Source organism: Streptomyces sp. NPDC056738 (assembly GCF_042790435.1).
Lineage (GTDB): Bacteria > Actinomycetota > Actinomycetes > Streptomycetales > Streptomycetaceae > Streptomyces.
This window is the reverse complement of sequence record NZ_JBHTZF010000031.1, coordinates 24026-42019: the sequence shown is the minus strand read 5'-3', so window position 1 is coordinate 42019 and position 17994 is coordinate 24026. Positions and strand designations below refer to the sequence as shown.

The 17994-nt window shown below is 69.5% G+C and carries 13 protein-coding genes and 2 pseudogenes; 7 read left to right on the top strand and 8 right to left on the bottom strand.

The window, feature by feature from the left end:
- The first annotated feature begins 832 nt into the window (after positions 1–832).
- Positions 833–1672 carry an RNA polymerase sigma factor SigF gene (locus ACFRIC_RS41775; protein WP_382797269.1) on the top strand — a complete coding sequence of 280 codons (840 nt, stop codon included), beginning with the start codon at positions 833–835 and terminating at the stop codon, positions 1670–1672.
- Between the two features lie 528 nt (positions 1673–2200).
- On the opposite strand, the gene ACFRIC_RS41770 is transcribed toward ACFRIC_RS41775, so the two are convergent.
- The 6 genes from ACFRIC_RS41770 to ACFRIC_RS41745 all read right to left on the bottom strand — a co-directional run bounded on the left by ACFRIC_RS41770 (position 2201) and on the right by ACFRIC_RS41745 (position 10435).
- A complete protein-coding gene (locus ACFRIC_RS41770) occupies positions 2201–3163 on the bottom strand; it encodes a diacylglycerol/lipid kinase family protein (RefSeq protein WP_382797268.1) in 963 nt (320 codons plus the stop codon).
- Positions 3164–3776: 613 nt separating this feature from the next.
- Positions 3777–5444: a bifunctional 3-(3-hydroxy-phenyl)propionate/3-hydroxycinnamic acid hydroxylase gene (locus ACFRIC_RS41765; RefSeq protein WP_382797267.1), complete on the bottom strand. Its 1668-nt coding sequence runs from the start codon at positions 5442–5444 to the stop codon at positions 3777–3779.
- The gene (locus ACFRIC_RS41760) at positions 5441–6589 is read right to left on the bottom strand and encodes a VOC family protein (RefSeq protein WP_382797266.1); all 1149 of its coding nucleotides are present in this window, start codon (positions 6587–6589) and stop codon (positions 5441–5443) included. Before ACFRIC_RS41760 ends, ACFRIC_RS41765 begins: the two co-directional genes overlap by 4 nt.
- A gap of 459 nt (positions 6590–7048) precedes the next feature.
- Positions 7049–7399, bottom strand: a complete 351-nt coding sequence (locus ACFRIC_RS41755; protein WP_382797265.1) for a DoxX family protein — start codon at positions 7397–7399, stop codon at positions 7049–7051.
- On the bottom strand, positions 7396–9387 hold the full coding sequence (locus tag ACFRIC_RS41750; protein ID WP_382797264.1) for an acyl-CoA synthetase: 1992 nt from the start codon (positions 9385–9387) through the stop codon (positions 7396–7398). The genes ACFRIC_RS41755 and ACFRIC_RS41750 overlap by 4 nt, the downstream gene beginning before the upstream one ends.
- 94 nt (positions 9388–9481) lie before the next feature.
- Positions 9482–10435, bottom strand: a complete 954-nt coding sequence (locus ACFRIC_RS41745) for a fumarylacetoacetate hydrolase family protein (protein ID WP_382797263.1) — start codon at positions 10433–10435, stop codon at positions 9482–9484.
- Positions 10436–10591: 156 nt separating this feature from the next.
- On the opposite strand from ACFRIC_RS41745, the gene ACFRIC_RS41740 reads away from it, so the two are divergent.
- The 3 genes and pseudogenes from ACFRIC_RS41740 to ACFRIC_RS41730 form a co-directional block, all read left to right on the top strand.
- Entirely contained in the window at positions 10592–11272 is a 681-nt protein-coding gene (locus ACFRIC_RS41740; RefSeq protein WP_382797262.1) for a TetR/AcrR family transcriptional regulator, read from the top strand.
- Between the two features lie 132 nt (positions 11273–11404).
- A pseudogene (locus ACFRIC_RS41735) lies at positions 11405–11554 on the top strand (IS110 family transposase); the annotation flags it as partial.
- Positions 11555–11692: 138 nt separating this feature from the next.
- A pseudogene (locus ACFRIC_RS41730) lies at positions 11693–11911 on the top strand (hypothetical protein); the annotation flags it as partial.
- Between the two features lie 121 nt (positions 11912–12032).
- Here ACFRIC_RS41730 and ACFRIC_RS41725 read toward each other — a convergent pair.
- Together ACFRIC_RS41725 and ACFRIC_RS41720 are read right to left on the bottom strand one after the other, a co-directional pair.
- Positions 12033–13637 (bottom strand): phospholipase D family protein, encoded by a 1605-nt coding sequence (locus ACFRIC_RS41725; protein WP_382797261.1) that lies wholly within the window; start codon positions 13635–13637, stop codon positions 12033–12035.
- 1719 nt (positions 13638–15356) lie between these two features.
- A complete protein-coding gene (locus ACFRIC_RS41720; protein ID WP_382797271.1) occupies positions 15357–16004 on the bottom strand; it encodes a type III effector protein in 648 nt (215 codons plus the stop codon).
- A gap of 118 nt (positions 16005–16122) precedes the next feature.
- Here ACFRIC_RS41720 and ACFRIC_RS41715 point away from each other — a divergent pair, with 118 nt between their 5' ends.
- From ACFRIC_RS41715 to ACFRIC_RS41705, 3 genes are all read left to right on the top strand, one after another.
- The gene (locus tag ACFRIC_RS41715; protein ID WP_382797260.1) at positions 16123–16551 is read left to right on the top strand and encodes an Hsp20/alpha crystallin family protein; all 429 of its coding nucleotides are present in this window, start codon (positions 16123–16125) and stop codon (positions 16549–16551) included.
- 185 nt (positions 16552–16736) lie between these two features.
- A complete protein-coding gene (locus ACFRIC_RS41710; protein ID WP_382797259.1) occupies positions 16737–17174 on the top strand; it encodes a DUF2267 domain-containing protein in 438 nt (145 codons plus the stop codon).
- An 11-nt stretch (positions 17175–17185) separates the two neighbouring features.
- Positions 17186–17674 carry an ANTAR domain-containing protein gene (locus ACFRIC_RS41705; RefSeq protein WP_382797258.1) on the top strand — a complete coding sequence of 163 codons (489 nt, stop codon included), beginning with the start codon at positions 17186–17188 and terminating at the stop codon, positions 17672–17674.
- Positions 17675–17994: the final 320 nt, after the last annotated feature.

The window sequence follows — 17994 nt, the reverse complement described above, 5'->3', positions numbered from 1 at the left end:
TGCCGAACCTCCCGGTGCGCGCGCCCGCAGCCGACGCCTTCACCGAGGTACCACTCACACACCTTCACTGCTGGGTCCTGCGAACTGCACCTGCCGGTACTTCAACTGCGGTCCTGCTCACGGCGGCCCCTGATCACTGCGGGCCACCCGGTCCGGTCGTCAGCCCCGTCGCCGACCTGCGACAACCCTGGCTTCGGAGCTCCACCACCGCACCGTCCCACCAACTGCAACTACCGGTACCACTGCCCGGCAGTTCGTGTCTGCCGGGCCTTGCTGATCTCGACTACGAGAGAAACCATAGCCAGACGATCAACCAATGTCTACTCCAGCCACCATAGATTTTCGTGTTCTCTGCGATGAAGAAGTCGGCATCGAGCAACGACGACGGAGCGCGCTGGCAGAGGGTTGGCGGGCTGGGGCCGAGGGCATGGGCACGGCGCCCGCAGCGGACGTCGGACTGCGGGCTCGGGACCCTGATGGACACGATGAGCGGCGAGGCCGCACCGAACCAGTCCGCGGTATGCATCGCCCCCGCACGCGAGAGCGTCCGGTCCCGATCGCGGACGATGCAAATCCTGACCTCACGTTGCCTGACGCCCCCGGCTCCAGTGGCTTTGCCGGCGCGGCATCCCGGCGAGCGGCGAGGCCCACGTCAGAGCACGTGTGTCCGATGGGTTAACCTCCCTTCCGCCTTCATTCCTGAGGCGAGATGACGGAGTGGCCGAACCACCGTGGAAGTGCCTGGCATGCATGCCTCAAGCGGGGGTAAGCCGTCTCTTGCCGTTCAGGAGCAGACGGCATGTGAGCCTGGATCACGCAGGAGGGGACGAGCATGACAGTGACCGAGACGACCGGGACCCGGACCGTCGTGCTGCCGGAGATCAGTGACCCGTCGCAGGTTGCTCCGAAGGATGCGCGCGAGTTGTCGAGGCTGTTCTTCGACCAGCTCGCGGTCCTGGAAGAGGGCACCCCCGAGTATCAGTACGCGCGCAACACCCTCATCGAAATGAACATCACCCTCGTCCAGTTCGCGGCCTCGCGTTTCCGCAGCCGGGGTCAGGACGAGATGGAGGACATCGTCCAGGTCGGCACCATCGGACTGATCAAGGCCATCGACCGGTTCGAGCTCACCCGTGAGGTCGAGTTCACCTCCTTCGCCGTCCCCTACATCGTCGGCGAGATCAAGCGCTTCTTCCGCGACACCACGTGGGCCGTGCACGTCCCGCGCCGTCTGCAGGAGGCACGCGTGGCGCTCGCCAAGGCCACCGAGGAGCTCCGTAGCCGGCTTGGCCGCATGCCCACGACGCGGGAGCTGTCGGAGCTGATGTCCCTGTCGGAGAGGGACGTCATCGAGGCTCGAAAGGCCGCGAACGGCTATACCTCGACGTCTCTCGACGCCGCCATCACCTCCAGCGAAGACGGTGAGACCGCTCTCGCGGATTTCATCGGCGTCGACGACACGGCCCTCGAACTCGTCGAGGACTTCCACGCCCTCGCCCCCATGATCGCCCAGCTCGACGAACGTGAACGCCGCATCATCCACATGCGGTTCGTCGACGAACTCACCCAGGCCCAGATCGGCGAACACCTCGGCGTCTCCCAGATGCACGTCTCCCGACTCCTCAACCGCACCCTCGCCAAGCTCCGCGAAGGCATGCTCACCACCGACTGAGCACGTCCGCAAAACTGCTGCGGTTTCCGTGCAGCACGTGCCAGGCGGTGAGTTCGAGGCCTCGGAGCAAAAGTGCTCCGAGGCCTCTGTCTTGAGGTCAGGAAAATCGTCGGACTCCACGAGGGCACCGATCAGGAGCGAACACACGATCCGGCCCGCATTGTCCTCGCCCGGCGGGCACCCCAGCCGGCTCCCTGCCGCCTGAGGCCGGACATGTACAACCTCCGCAGGGCGCGGCGCCGCGTGAACTGTACGGGCGGCCCGGTCCTTGAGGGTGGAGTCGGTGCCGGGCCTCCCCCAACGTGCCCCGAGTGCTGCCAGGCGGACACGGCACACGGGTGATCAGGAGGCCGCGTGCGGCCTCTTGCCGCCGATTAAGGCGCGGGCGGATCGTGGTCGTTCGCGTCACTACTCCCAAGGGGGGGCGGACGGCGCTTCCACACGGCCGCCCAGCAGGGCATTACCCGGGCGTCGAGGGTGCGTGGCGACGGCGCCTGGTCATGGGACAGGTGTGGGAACTCGATGTTCTCAGTGGTCACGGGGTGCTCTTGGGAACGTGGGCACCGGTTCCCGCGGGATTCCTGGTCGGTCTCTCGGCAGCAGCACTTGCAGTCCACCTGGCCGGGCCTCGCACGTGACGGGAAGAGGAAGCGTCACGGGTTCGCCGTCGATCCCTGCATGCAGTTGCCGCCCCCGGCCTTGCAACGTGATGCTGGCCGCCGTCCAGGTGATGGCTGCATCATCCGGAGCACCTGGATGGGGCTGCCGCCGCAGCAGCTCACCGCGAAGGTGCCGGAGGAGGTCCGGTGGCGTGTCGGTCGGGCGCTTGAGCACGATGCCGGCGAGCAGCCCTGAGGTGAGCGTGAAGCGGCGCCCCAGGTAGCGCGGAGTGGCGATGTGGTACGGGTTGTTGGAGACCAACACGACTTGCGGGAGCGAAATGGTTCCCCGCGGGGTGTCCACGTCGGCCTCGACCCATTGCCTTCCTGTGAAGTAATCGGGTGCGACCGAAGCGAGGGTACGCGCCTTGTCCTCTCGATACCCGGGCTCCAGCAGGGCGTCGGCGTAGAGGCCGAAGGAAACGTTGTTGACGAAGACGTGCGGGCCTACCACGCCGAGATCCACACGGGTGGGTATGCCGTCGAACAGGGCGCTGAGTGAGGACACCGGGTTGCGGATGTCGAGGCCGAGATCCCGGGCGAAGTGGTTCCGCGTGCCTGCCGGCACCACCAGCAACGGTCGATCCGTGGCGGCGGCCACTGCGGCCACTGCCGAGACCGTTCCGTCTCCCCCCGCGACTCCCAGTACCTCAGCCCCTTCCTGGACCGCGAGCCTGGCGAGGGACGTCGCGTCGTGCTCGGCACTGGTCGACCAGACCTGGGCGCCCATACCCTTGGCCTGTTTGATCAGGTCGAAACGGGCAGTCTCGCCTCCCCCCGAGCGTGGATTGGCCACGACCACTACCCGGGTGTGCGCCTCAGCTCCTGCCATCACCGCACCCGCTTTTGCCTCCCAGGTCGGCCGCCTACCGACCGATTGGACCCCATACCACCAGGCTGGCAGACACAGGTTCCTTCCGCTGGTCGGGACGACCGCTCGTGCCGGGTCCGGGACCGCGCGAGGCTGATCCCGAAGCCACTCGGCCGCCTCTCCCCTGTCATCCCTTCACGCCGGTGCGTGCGGGGTGGAGGGCTCCGGCGCCGCCGCCGAGGACGACGGCGGGCAGAGGCCGGGTGGCGTTCTCCTGTACTTCCGCGCGGGGAGGCCGAACAGCCGCAGAAGGCGGGCGGCCAGCTGGTCGGTGACATGCTCGGCGTCCAGGCCAGGGCGGATCTCCACCACGTGGAACGCTCCGAGCCGGGCACCCCAGCCCTATCCGCGTGCAGGTCACGCACCACCTGCGGGGAGGGCGGCTCCGGGAGGGTCACGCAGCATGCCGGTGCCCACAAATCTTGGCTATCTGCTGGCCAGGGCTTCGGCCTCCGCACGGGGCAGCAACGTTTCCAATGCAGCGGATTCCGCCTCCAGGATCGCAGAGGCGGCGTAGTCGATCGCGAACGACGCATAGCGCTCGGCATCCTCCGCGATGCGGACTCAGCCACCGTCACGCGATTCCGTTGCCACCGTCGCGGCGCCTCGGGACCGCACGGCCGCTGCACAGCATGGGCGCCCAGGCGGCCGCGGCGGCCGCCAGGTCGTCTCCGCATGTACTGCCGGGGCGCGGCCGAGCCGCGGTGCCGAGGACGACACGGTCGGGGCGGAGCAGGACAGCACCCGCGCTGTCCATCCAACGCACCAGGGCACCGGTGCCCGGATCGCCGCGGTGCGCAGCGCCGCCCGTACCGGGTTGTTGTCGCCGGGGGTCGTGCAGGTGGATGACGCGGGCGTCCAGCACTCGCACCAGCGCGTGCAGGGCAGGACCGAGGGGCGCGGTGGCCAGGAGCGCGAAGTCCTCACCGAGCAGGTCGTCCAGCAGGCGGGGAATGCCATCTGAGTCGGGGACCAGGGGCTGGGGGCACAGCGTTCCGGGACGCGGGTGGCCGAGGCGGCGAGAGCCGACCAGGGGGCCCGGTCTCAGCGGCGGGCTGACGGCGGACAGTACGAGATGGGAGGCCCCCGGCAGCCGGGAGAGGCCGGGCAGGACGGCCTTGCGGGCGAGCGCGGTGCCCGTTCCGCCTCCGGTCATGACAGCGCCGATGGCCACGGCGGTGCGGATCAACTGCTGTGCGTGGCGGTGGCGTTCGGCCTGGTAGCTGTCGAGAAGGGCCTCGCTCGCGCGGCCGGTGAGGACGCGGGCGAGCTTCCAGGCGAGGTTGTGGGCGTCGCGGATGCCCGCGCCCATTCCTTGCCCGATGAAGGGCGGGGTGAGGTGGGCGGCGTCGCCGAGCAGGAAGACGCGGTCCTTGCGCCAGAGGTCGGCGACCTGGGCGCGGAAGGTGTAGCGGGCGGTGCGCAGGACGTGCAGTTCGTCCTCGGGGATGCCCGACGTCCAGGGTGCGATCAGCGCGAGCAGACGCTCCCGGTCGGTGAGCTGCTCCGGCTGCTCACCGGTGCGCAGTCGGAACTCCCAGCGGTAGCGGTCCTCGCCGACGCGCATGTAGGTGGCCGCCCGTTGCGGATCGCAGATCTGGTGAACGCCGTCCCACGCGGGCAGCGGGAGGCGGCAGCGGACGTCGACGACCAGCCACTGCTGGGCGGTGGCAAGGTCCTGCATCCGGGAGCCGATGGAGGCGCGGACCAGACTGTTGGCGCCGTCGCACCCCAGGACGGCGTCGGCCAGGAGCGTACCGGCGACGCCGGTGTCCTCGTCCCGGAAGGAGACCTCCACCGGAGTGCCGCCGTGCGGGGGCGGGGTCACGGCGGTGACCTCGACGCCTCCGCGCAGCGTGACCAGGGGGTGTTTCTCGAGGTTGTCCCTGAGTAGCTGTTCGAGTTCGGGCTGGTCGAACATGTTGGCCTGGGGAAAGCCGTGCCATCCGTACGGGTTGTCGCGCAGGAACTCGGCCAGCACCCGGTGGGAGCCGTCCAGCAGGCGCATACCGCGAGCGGGACGGGTGATCGCGCTGAACGGCTCATGGATGCCCGCGGCCTGGAGGATGCGGTGCACCTCGTCGTCCAGGTGGACGGCGCGCGGCAGCGGATACGCCGCACGGTGACGTTCCAGGACCAGGACGGGCACGCCGTGGCGGGCGAGGAGGGTGGCGGCGCTCAGCCCGGTGGGCCCGGCACCGATCACCGCGACGGGCACGCGCTCAGGGGTGGTGGCAGTCATTTGCTCAGGGCTTTCATCAGACCGAGCAGACGGGCGCGGTCGATCTCGTTGTCCTCACGCAGCGCGGAGATCACCTGCACCAGCACCCTCGGCGAGGGGGTGGTACCGAGGAAGTCCCGGGTGGCCGGCGGCCCCCACTGGGCCAGACCGGAGGCGGACATGGGGGCCCAGCCGGGTTCCAGGGTGTTGTCGAAGAGGTCGCCGTCGGCGAAGTGCTCCAGCATGAAGCGGTCGGGGTCACGCCAGTAGTCGAAGATCTGGCTGCCCTGGACGTGGCGGCCGATGCCCCAGGAGTGGTGGTAGCCGCGCTCGCGCAGGTACGCGCCGCCGGCGGCCAGCACGTCGAGGTCGGCGACCTGATAGGCGGAGTGGACATAGTCCGTGTCGGGGCCCAGATGCATGGCCAGGGTGTGGTGATCGGCGGGTTCGCTGCCGCGGTCACAGCGGATGAAGGCCATGGTGGGCCCGCGGTCCCGCTGCCCGTCCAGGTAGAGGAAGTCGCTGACGATCAGGCCCAGGTGCTCCAGGTACCAGTCGAGGGCGCGCCGGAAGACCCGGGTGGAGAGCACGAGGTGCCCCAGGCGCTGCACCTGGGAGGGCTTGCGGGTCGGGCGCTGGGTGGCGTTGATGCGGGCGGCGGCGGTGGTGCCCGTGTTGAGGACGAGGGGTCGTTGCAGCGGCTGTGCGGGCTCCTCGGTGACGCCGTGTACGACGCGGACCGGGATGCCGGAGGGGTCGAGCAGGTCCACGGCGCGGCCTCCGCCGTACTCGGTGAGGGGCCGGACCTTGTGGCCGGTGGCACGGGCCAGCCGGTCGAGGTCGGCGGTGTCGGCGGCCTGGAAGACAGGGCCGATGAACCGGGAGGCGGGCCCGCGGCGGATCACCAGGCAGTGGGGACCGGCCATGGCGCCGCGCAGATACAGGGCGTCATCTGTACGGGCGGCGGTGGTGAACCCGAAGTCGCGGGCGAAGGTCTCGGCGCGGCCCAGGTCGGGCTTGGTGAACTCCAGCCAGGCCAGGTCGACCACCTTGATGACGGGCTGGGCTGCGCGGCCGGGGTGCTCCCCGCGCAGGGAACCCTGTTCGCTGTGCAGGCCCTGGTGGGCGTCGGCGGCGGGGACCGGGACGGATGTCGGGTCGTTCATGGGGATTCCCTTCCAGTGACTCCACGACCTGTGGGGGTGCGAGTGGGACCCGGCCCGCCGGTTGGGGCGGCGCTCGGCAGCCCGGGTGCGGGAAGTGAGGACATACCCGAACCGGGCGGGGCGGTCCTCGACGAGTTCTGCGCCGCGCTCGTTGGCCTGCCGGCCATGGCAGCCTGTCCCCCAGTCAGGTGCCAGAAGGACAGGGACAGCACTGCGGTTTCGACGGCGTCGGGACCCATCAGGGCGATGGCGTGCTCGGGGCTCCGCTGTGGCAATTCGCGGCGGTCAGGAGCGTGGATGCCCTTCGGCTTCAGCGAGCACGTGTAGGTCGGGGGCAGCACGTGCTGGTGGACATCGATGCGTCTCATGGTGGTGCTCCTCCCGGTGCCCAGCCGGTCTCGACGGCCGGGCGGTCACGGCCACGCGTGCTGACGGCGCGGCCACGGGTATCTCGTCCTGCTAGCCGCTGGCCAGCAGGACGAGATGGGCTGCGGCCAGAGCGCCCACGGCGGCGGCCGGCAGGCAGCGAGCAACGGGGTCGCCGCTGCGCAGGTGTACGACGACGGCTCCGGCCATGAGCAGGATCAGACCCACAGCGGCGGCGGCACCCAGCGCGGTAATCCGCAGGCCGGCCAGCAGCCCGGCCCCGGCCGCCACCTCCAGAGCGCCCAGCAGGCGGTAGTGGGTGGTGGTCATGCCGACATGGGCTGCGGCCTGGCGCATCGCGGGCACTGCCGCGAGCTTGGCCGCTCCCAGCAAGAGGAAGATCGCTGCGAGGACGACGGCCATGACGATGGTGGGGGTACTCATTGAGGTGCTCTCCGTGCGGAAGGGGACGGCTCGGGGCCACCCGGAAGTGGGCCGCTGCAGCCCGGGTCAGATGACGGGCCGGGGGCGTACTGCCAGTCGAGGACGTACTGGTCGAGGGCTGCGGTGACCTTGCGCCGTTCCGCCTCGTCGGCAGGTGCGGGCACCGTGACGCGGACACCGCCCTCGTGCGGCCGGCACACGATCTGTGCCGGGTCGCAGTCCCCTCCCTGGGAGGCCAGTTCGGCCAGGACCGCGCGGCGGGTGGCGTCCAGGCGAAGGCCGAGCTTGTAGGGCTTGCCGACGGCGGTGAGCGGGATGGCATCGATCACGGTCACCTCGCGCGGGGCGGCGGCGCGCTCGGGGACCCTTTCGGTGGCCCAGGTGAGCAGTTCGGCCGGGTCCACGCGGGCGCCGGGGGTGAGGGTGACGTAGGCGACGGGCACCTCGCCGGCGTGCGGGTCGGGGCGGCCCACCGCCGCGGCGGCGGTGATCTCGGGGTGGGCCAGGAGGACGTCCTCGATCGTGGCGGGGTCGATGTTGTGGCCCCCGCGGATGATCAGGTCCTTGGCGCGGCCGACGAGATGGATGAAGCCGTCGGCGTCGATGCGGCCCAGATCGCCCGTGTCCAGCCAGCCGTCGCGGATCTTCCCGGCGGTCTCCAGGCGCGGCCCATCGGCGGTGTGCTCGGCGACGTAGCCGGCAAAGACCACGGGGCCGCTGACGGCGAGGACCCCTCTGGCGCCTGGCGGCAGGTCGTGCCACTCGCCGGTGTCCGGGTCGATCCGCACGGTCTTGACCTGCTGGTAGGGCAGTCGTCGGCCGACGGTGCCGGGCCGGGTGTGACCGGGCAGGCCGAGGGCGGAGGCACAGGTCGCCTCGGTCAGCCCGTAGCCCTCGCACAGCGGGACGCTGGTGTGCGCCTCGAAGGACGCCCGTACGGCGGCCGGCAGCGGGGAGGCGCCGACAGCGGCGAACCGCATGCTGGAGATGTCCGTGTCGACGGGGACGCCGGCGAGGACGGAGTACACGGTGGGGACACCGGACATGGCGGCGATGCGGTAGTGCTCCACCAGCTTCCAGAACACTCCGTACAGCTCGGGATCGCGGTAACCCAGCGGCCCGGCCCACACCACCTGCTGACCACGCAGCAACGGGCCGAGCAGGGTGACGATCAGGGCGTTGACGTGGAACAACGGCAGCGCCGCGAACATCACCGAGTCCTCGTCCAGAGGGATGGCGGCGGCCACCGACCAGGCGTCGACAACCTCGTTGGCGTGCGTGTGCGCGGCCAGCTTGGGAGTCCCGGTGGTGCCGCCGGTGTGGAAGTAGGCGGCCAGGTCGTCGGCGGCCGGGGCCTCGATGTCCACCAGCTTGTCGGCGGGATAGGAGGCGGCCAGCTCCGCGAGGTAGCCCACGCGTGTGCCCTCGACGGGTTCCAGAGCGGGAGCGGGGCCGTCGGCCATGGTGGGGGCCAGGGCCAGCAGCGCGTCCAGGCGCAGCGAGGCGGCGACCTGCCGGGCCGTGGCCCACACCTGCGCGTCCAACTGCGGACCGGCGGCCACGAGCACGCGCACGCCGCCGCGCCGCAACAGTTGCTCGACGTGCTCGGATGCCAGGCCCGGGTTCACCGGGGCGGCGATGCCCGCGGCCTGCGCAGCCAGCAGAGCGGCCGGCAGCTCCGCTGTGTTCGGCGCGAGCAGACCCACGGCGCCGCGGCGGGTGACGCCGAGCGAGCGCAGCAGGTTGGCGGTGCGATGCACATGGTCGTGCAGTTGCGCGAAGGTCACGGAGGCGGAGCGCAGGAAGCGCGCAGCATCCGGGAGCACCGTCATGGCCGGACGGTCGGGCCACAGGCGGGCGGCGCGGAGCAGGGCATCGTAGGTGGTGGCGGGCAGACCGCGTTCATGCAGCGGGACGGCCTCGATGGCGGTCAGGTCCGCAGGTCTGTCGCGGTCGGGCCACAGCAGGTCGGTGTGTGTGAATGTCACCGGTGCGCCTTTGCAGGGTGAGGAAGGGGGTGAAGTGGCCGGCCCGGTACGGGATGCCGGGCCGGCCGGTCCCGGGCGGGGGCCCCGGGAGTCGTCAGCGGGCGCGTACCACCGTGCGCTGCTCGCCGAGGTCGAGTACGCCGTCGTCCGTCGCAATGCGTGCCGTGACGACGTCGCCGTCCTTGAGATAGTCGGGGTTCGCCTGCTGGCGGGCGAAGAACTTCTGCCAGCGCTTGTGCGGGGGCAGCAGGGCGGCGAGCGTGGCCAGTAGTTTCCCCGGTGACTTCAACGCGGTGCCGCCAGGCGTTCCGGTGAGCAGGACGTCACCAGGCTGCAGGGTCTGGAAGCGGGCCAGCAGGGTGAGCGCCTTCGCGGGCCGGACGATCATGTCCGTGGTGGTGCGGTCCTGCCGGGTGTCCCCGTTGACCTTCAGCGTGAGCCGCAGGTCCGGCAGGCGGGCCAGGTCGTCGGCGTCGACGAGGAGCAGCCGGGGGCCCAGCGGGGTGAAGGTCGGGTACGACTTGGACTCGTAGAACTGCGTCTTTGGCAGCTGCACGTCGCGGGCACTGACGTCGTCGGCGACGACCAGCGCGGCGACATACTCCGCCAGGGTGGAGTCGGTGACCTCGGTGCCGACCGGCAGGTGCGCGCCCATCACCAGCCCGAGCTCCACCTCGTAGTCCAGGAAACGCACGTGCTGTGGACGCACGATGTCCTCGTAGGGCCCGCTGACGGACCCGGAGGCCTTGCGGAAGAAGGCAGGGGGGACCGTGTCCGGGTCGAACCCGGAGTCCACCGCGTGGGAACGGTAGTTGACCATCTGCGCCACCACCCGGCAGGGGGTGGTGACGGGCGACCGTAGCTCGGCTTCTCCAGCGGAAAGCCCCGCGTCGGGGTCGGTCGCAGCGCGGCCGGCCGCCTCCTGCACGGCCAAGCGGTCGGCGAGCAGGCCGCCGGTGGTGGTCGCATCGGTGTCCACGCGGTGCAGCCGTCCTGTGCCGCTCTCCACCCACCAGCCGTCTGTGGTGCGGACGACCTGGATACTCATCGGCTCTCCTGAGTCCTGGACAGGCGTCGACCGGACTGCTCCCGCGAGCAAACTCCGGTCACTAGTGATGAAAGAATCAATCCAGATGGCATCCTCGTCAATAGTCATCAGTACTGATGCAATAGTCAGTACTGATGTACTGAGTAAGATGGAGCGATGAGTACCGACCGACAGGGCGGGGCCAACAGCCGGACGCCCAAACCCGCGCCAAATCGCCTGGACCGGCGCAAGGCGCGCACGCGAGCCGCGCTAGTCGCCGCCGCGCAGCTGATTCTCGCCGAGCAGGGGCGGGCCGACGTGAGCATCCAGGAGATCACCGAGGCGGCGGACGTCGGCTTCGGCTCCTTCTACAACCACTTCACCAGCAAGGACGAACTGTTCGAAGCCGCCGTCGCCCGCACTCTGGAGCAACACGGCACACTTCTGGACTCCGCCGTGGGAGACCTGAAGGACCCGGCGGAGATCTTCGCCGCCAGCGTCCGTCTGACCGGCCGCCTGCAGCGCACCCACCCGCAAATCGCCAGAATCCTCGTGCGCACCGGCATGCCCTACCTGACCTCCGACAGCGGCCTGGCCCCGCTCGCGATGCGGGACCTGCAGGCGGCGGCCGACAACGGACGGCTGGACATCGACGACGCGCGCACCGCGGTCGCCATGGCCGGCGGCGCCCTGCTCGGCGTGCTCCACCTCCTGGAGGCCCGCCCCGACCTCGACGCCGAACGCGTCACCGATCAACTGGCCGTCCGTCTCCTGCGCATGTTCGGCATGACGCGCGCCGAAGCACAGGAGATCGCCACTCGGCCCCTGCCTGCCATCTCCGCCCGCGACCTGACATGAGCGAAACGCGGATGCCGGTAGGCCCTGTCCGGCCCGGCCAGTTCCGGCGCCCGCGCCGCGCCCAGCAGTGCTGAGCCGACCGAACCGGAGGTGGCGGCAGCGCTCGGCCTCAAGGCCGGCGTCACCGAGACGATGATCGTCGGCTTCGACGACGACCTGGCCGGCGAAGCCACCCACGTCAGCAACCGCCTGCGCGGCCTGCTGACGGAGATCCATCCGTCGCTGGAACTCGTCCTGGGCCCGCGAGTGCAGCACCCGGCCGTGCTCAGGCCCCTCGCTCAGTTCGTTCTCCCCCGCCCAGATCCGCAAGGGTGGCGGGCAGGGCGCGCGGGGTGACGGGACGGGGGTCGATTCCGCCGGCCCGGTCGGCGGCCTGCCGTCCGGCCCTGCCTCCCAACAGGCGCTGCACCGTGGCAGGCCAGGGGTTTCACCGTCCTACCCCGCCGCTGGACGGTCGAACGCACCCGGGGCTGGCTGATGAACCACCGCCGACTGGCACGTGACTACGAGGCCAAACCACATCGTTCCGAAGCCATGGTCCACCTCGCGATGATCAACCTTATGACACGCCGTCTGACCGCGGAATCCACCCCGAGCTGGCGGCACCTGAACCAACCCCAACGAGGCAATCCGGGGTGAAAAAACAGGGGAAAACGCCCTCTCAACTACCTTTCGCCTGCCGAGTTCGAACGGCAGTACCAGCAAGAGCGTGGGCTTGCCCTCGCGGCATTGGGGTCACCTCACCCCGTCCGGGACGCCGTCAGTAGGCATTGTGCCGACGCAGGGAGCGCGGGCGGCCGTCGGGATCGGCGATGACCCGGTAGAGCGGGTCGGTCAGGGCCCGCGTGATGCGGGACAGGCGCGGCGGGTGGTAGGTGCGCAGCCGTCCCGACGGTCGCGGCCCGTGGCGGCCGTCGTCGTGCCAGGCGTCCAGAGCGGCGGCCGAGTCGGCGTAGGCCGCAAAGGCGCGGCCCGGGTCGCAGAGTGCGGCTGCTTCCCTGTCCCCGTCGCGGTCAAGGTGTTCGAGATTCAACGTCAACCGCAGCTCGCGCGCGAAGACGCGGGCGCCGTCACCCAGGCCGCCGGGGTCCACCGGTTCACGGGAGTCACGGGTCTCGTCGAGGACGGCGCAGCTGAGTTCCGAATCGTGGGTCCAGGAGCGCCGGTTGACGTTGTCGGAACCGACCGCGGCCCAGACATCGTCGATGACGCAGACCTTGGCATGGACGTACACGGGTGTCCCGGCGTGATTCTCCAGGCTGTAGACGGCCACCCGGTCGCCGCCGGCCCGTCGCAGGATTTCCAGGGCGCGGATCCGGCCCAGCAGGTTCATCGGTGTGCTGATCCGCCCTTCCTGGTCCGGCAGTGGCGGCAGGACGGCGATCATCCGCAGTCCCGGATGATCCGCGAGAGCCTGGGCGAAGGGCTGGACGGCACTCTCCGACCACAAGTACTGGTCCTCTAGGTAGATCAGCCGGCGTGCCCGCCGCAGGGACTTCGTGTAGGCGCGGGCGATGCTGCGTTCGCCGTCGGGAGCGAACGGATAGCCCCTGAGGCGGTTCGGGTAGGTGCGCAGGATCTGGACCGTGTGGGAACCGCGCGGGCCCGGGTCGGGTTGCTGCACCGGGAGGGGATCCGCCCGCGTGTCCTCATCCCGGAGTGCCGCCCGCAGCCGGCTGCGGGGGCTGCGACTGAGCGGAGCCGGGTCCGTCCACCGCTCACGGAACGTGGCCTCGACATCGCCGACGGCGGGCCCGCGCACCGCCAGCTGAACGTCGTGCCAGGGCGGACGGGAACCGTAGGCGTCGGCGATGGGTTGCGCCAGCGGGTCACCCTGATGAGCGGCGTCGTCCCGCCGGCTGTGGCACAGATCGATCCCTCCGACGAAGGCGACGTCCCGCTCGGGCCGACCCGGGTGGCGCAGCACCACGAACTTTTGATGGTGCGAGCCTCCCGGCCGCACCCGCATGTCGAGCAGGCACTCGCCTCCCGCCTCCTCGATCTCCTCCCCCAGGTGGTAGTTCTCCTGTTCGCTGAACTGGAACCGATCCAGGTGCGAGCGCCACACCAGCCCCTTGACGACGACACCGCGGCGTGCGGCGTCGCACAACACATCGCCGATGGCGCTGTCCGGACCCTCCAGCAGCTCGTCAGGGTCACCCCGCCAGTCCGTGAACATCAACATGTCGCCGGCCCGCTGCGCCCGCACGGCCGCGAGCAGCTCGGCGAAGTACACCGCCCCGTGTACCAAGGGGCGGACATCGTTGCCCGTGGACCACGCCGCGCCGTCGGCATGACGGCGGTCCACCCGCGACGCCGGATTCCCTCGCTGAGCGGAGGTGAGCAGCCAGTCGGCGCGTTCCACGTGACAGCCCTTCCAGTCGACGGCCCTTTCGGCATCTCCTGATAGATCCGTTACCCCATGAGCGCGTGACCACGCGATTCCTGCTCCGCCAGCCCTGCGAAGACCCACCAACCAGCGGAGCAGGGCCGCCACGGACAGCTGTCGTGTAAATACGACGCCTATCGTTCTCAGGCTCAATGTTCACCACTTCGGGCTCTGGCTCAGGTTTTGCCCGATGGCCTCGGGAACACCGATGGAGGCACGATGACAGCCACGGACGACAGACCACAGCGTGACTGGACGACGTGCAGGCGGTCGCCATGACGTGGAGAGGCGACCGCCTGGTCCTGCCGTCGCTGACCACAGCGGCAGAGAGCCACCCTCGCCAGATCTGAAAGCGAGAGGCGACGTGACGCCTGAATCGTCCCTCAGCCGTCTGCCGCCGGGGCAGCGACTCGCCCCGTAGACAGCGGCCACCGGCGAAACTCACTCGTCTGCCTGCGGGAAGGCCGGTGCATCGTGTCGTACCTGATGTCGCGTAATTGAACGGATCGGCGCGCGGGGTATCAACGTTCTTGAAACTGTGCGCCGATCGAGGGCCCGAAGCCCTGAGGATCCCCTCCCCTGTGCCGCATCCGCGTGGCGCCGGCGTTCTCGCTGATGCAGGCTGGCGTTGCGGCCCGGCGCCGACTCACCCTCCGATGCCGGGCCGCCTCACCCCTTCCCGGCCAGCAGCTGTCCCTGTTGTGTACGGGGCATTGGGAATCTGGGATGTTCGGCCTGGCTGGGTAAGGGGGTACAGGAACAGCAAGCGGGCGAAGGCATCGTCGAGCAGACCCCGCAGCGCGAGGCGGGCTTGATCGTTGTTGTAAGGCGACGGAGATCCTGCGGGTAGGTCTCGCCCGGCGCCGCCGGGCATGCTCGATACGTCCTGAATCCTCATGCCGTGAGCAACGAGACACAGCCCGAAATCCGTGTGAACCGAACGGGTACGCGTACCGGCTCGGTGCCCACAGAGCCCACGACTGGGCCTTGCTAGCCCTGCCCACCTATCCTGGGCCATTGCCCCCTCGGCCCAAGCTGCCCAGGGTTTCGCCGCTAACGAGCTGGTGCGTGATAGCGAGTGAGGTGTGCTTCTTGCGGTTCCCACTCTGCAATCAACCGCCGCCTCGTAGTCGAAGACAAAGAACTTCAAGAGGTTTCCTGGCCCGGATCGTTTGTCAACGCCGCCCCTGGCCGCCTCCCGCTGCAGCGCTGGTAGTTCCCGCTGGACAGCTGCAAGGCGTGGGCCAACGCGGCCGCAGTCTGCTCCGAGGAGATCGGCCCGCCTGCCGGGAAGGCTGGCGACACGGTCGTGGGTTCCAATCTCGCCCGTCCCGCCAGAGCCGGCACCCACACTGCCGAAAAGAACCCCTCAGGGCGTGCGGCGGTGGGCGGTAATCGTGCGGGCGTTCACTGTGGTCCCGGGCGCGGAAGCTCTTGCGCAACAGGCGGGCACCGGCCGACAGTGCCCTTCATTCTCGTCGTGCCAAGTCAACGGCCCTCAGATGAAGGCATTTGATCGTCGGCAATCCTATGGACGCTGCGCAGAGGCGGCTGCGCAGCGAGAGGTTCGGCAGGCGGAAGTGGGCATCCCAGTGCTTCTAGGATTCGCCCGCTTCTCTGCGGGTGGTAGATGCGACGTCAGGACAAGCACGCGGGCCGCCGGTAGGGACGGCAGGGCCAACAACTGTCACCGTGTCACCGTCTATTGGAGGAGCGCTGGCGGTGCTCGTTCTCACGCATGCCCTCGGCCTGGCGGCCGATGTCGTTGACCCGGTCGGCGAGTTCGGGGTGGGCGGGGCGTAGGTGCGCAGCCGCATCGGAAAGTGGGCCCAGGAGCTGGGTTGGATCACTGCTGCCGAGCGCTGCTTGGAGGGTGGTGAGCGCGCCGGCGGCCGCGGGAGGAAGGTCCGGCAGGGCTGTGATGGTTCCGGCGAGCTGGCGTAGCGCGGCGGCCTGGTCGTGGGCCCAGGTTGTGACGGAGCGGTCGGCGGCGCGCTGGTCGCGGGTGGCCTGCACGCGCTGTTCTTTGGTGGTGCCGTTCATGCCGGGGCGTACGCGCAGGTAGCGGCGCTCGGCGGCTTGGCGGCTGGAGACGCCGAGGGGGTGGGCCAGGTCGGCCCAGCTGGCGCCGGCCTGCCGGGCCGTCTCGATCAGTGCGGGTTCCCAGAGAATCAGTTGTTCGCGTACCTCGCGCAGGAGCAGGAGTGCGGCTATGGCCTTCTCGGGGTCGTCGGTGGAGGCGTTCTCGGCGCTCCGCGCGGTCCGCATGGCCTGCGCGATGGCTTCGAGTGCGAGAGCTGTCGCCTCGAAGGAGGTCGGTGCCGGGGTCCCGCCGTCACTCACTGCCACCTGTCGTCACCTCGATGACATGCAACTTGTCGTCGTATGGATGACATGTTACAACGAGATCAGGTGAAGCGCATTGGCAGCAACTGCCTGAACTCATCTGGAGGTGTCTACCGTGTTGATGCGCACCGACCCGTTCCGTGAACTCGACCGCCTGGCACAGCATTTGATGGGCCCGGGAACGTGGTCCCGCCCCTCCGCGATGCCGATGGACGCCTACCGCGAGGGCGACCAGTACGTCATCGCCTTCGACCTGCCGGGCATCGCCCCCGACGCACTCGAGATCGACGTCGAGCGGAACATGCTCACCGTGAAGGCGGAGCGACGTCCCCTGCCACGGTCCGAGAACGCCCAGATCGAACTGTCCGAACGCCCACTCGGTGCCTTCTCCCGTCAGATCGTCCTGGCCGACACCCTCGACACCGAGAACATCCGCGCGGACTACCAGGCGGGCGTCCTGACCCTGCGCATCCCGATCGCCGAGCGAGCCAAACCCCGCAAGGTCAGCGTGCACAACGGCGAGCACCCCCAACTCGTCAGCTGATCCACCGACGGCACATCGCCGGCTGCCGGGTCCAGACGGGTCCGCCAGGTCTTGCTCTGGACCCGGGCCGCATCGCCTCGTCCTGCCGGACAGGAACAGTTCGCGCTCAGAACACGGTTCGTCCGGCTGTGCGGACTTCCCTCCCCTTCAGAAAGTTCGGTCCACGCACGGAAAGCCATCGCGCCATGACCCTTCTCTCGCCCCCCAAGCCTTCCCCGACGGCGGCGCCCACCTATGAGCAGTTGGTGGAGACGGTGCGCTACGAAGGCGCGTACTCCACCCGGCGGCAGGCACAGGACGTCGTACAGCGGGTGCTTGAGGCTCTCGGCCGCCAGCTGAGCGGCGAAGAGCGCGTGGAACTTGCCGCACTCCTGCCCCGCGAAGCAGCCGCCTTCCTCACCTCGCAGATTCCCACCGCCACGCCCCTGACCGGCTGGGGCTTCGTGAAGGAGCTCGCCGAACGGTCAGGGGCAACGCCCGCAACGACGCGCTGGGACACGGGCGCCGTCCTCACCGTCGTCGCCCGGCTCGCCGGAGACGACCTGATGGCCCGGATTACCGCCCAGCTCCCCGACGGCTACGCCCTGCTGTTCGGGCGAGCCCAACTCGCCCGACCCTCCTAGCAGGCATTGACATGATCAAGACCCGACGGCTCCATCTGTCGTCGGCACACGACGGCAACAGATGGAACGCACCCCTCCCCGAAGTCGCGCCCAAAAGCCGACCCTGCACGGGCACCAGATCGCTGCCCGGCCAGCCCCGCACCGATTCTGACTCACCGCCCAACCGGGAAAACGCCGCCCACCGGATCAGCCAACTGCAGGAAGAGATCAGCCAGCTCCATAGCGCCATCGACTCGCACGCCGTCGTCGACCAGGCCATCGGTGTGGTCATCTCCCTCGGCGGCATCCCACCAGACCAAGGCTTCGACATCCTGAGGACCGTCTCTCAGCACACCAACGTCAAACTGCGGGAGATCGCGGAACAGATCGTCACCTGGGTGCGTGACGAGGAACTAGACCAAAACATCCGGCAAGCTCTGAGCACAGCCCTGCAGAACGCCGCGGCGACCCGCCGCACAACCTCCCGAAACACCCGGTTCGCCGCACAGAACGACCGATGAACACACGAGAGGGGCCCGGCGATGCGAACCACATCGGGTCGCCAGTCAGGCGGCAGCGGCGTCAGCCGCTCTGCCGGTGGTATCGGACGCGGGCGTGCACGACGAGGCCCCCAGAGCAGCGGCTGAGCCTGCAGGGTGCACCAGAACTCGTGGTTGGTGGGTCTCCAGTCGGCGGGGCCGCTGTCGGACTTGGAGGAGTTGGAGGACTCTGAGGCGATGAGGAGCTGGGGGTCTTTGAGGTCGTTGCCGAAGGCTTTGCGCTCATCGGCGGTCCAGGTGTCGGCGCCGGAGCGCCAAGCTTCGGCAAGCGGGACCATGTG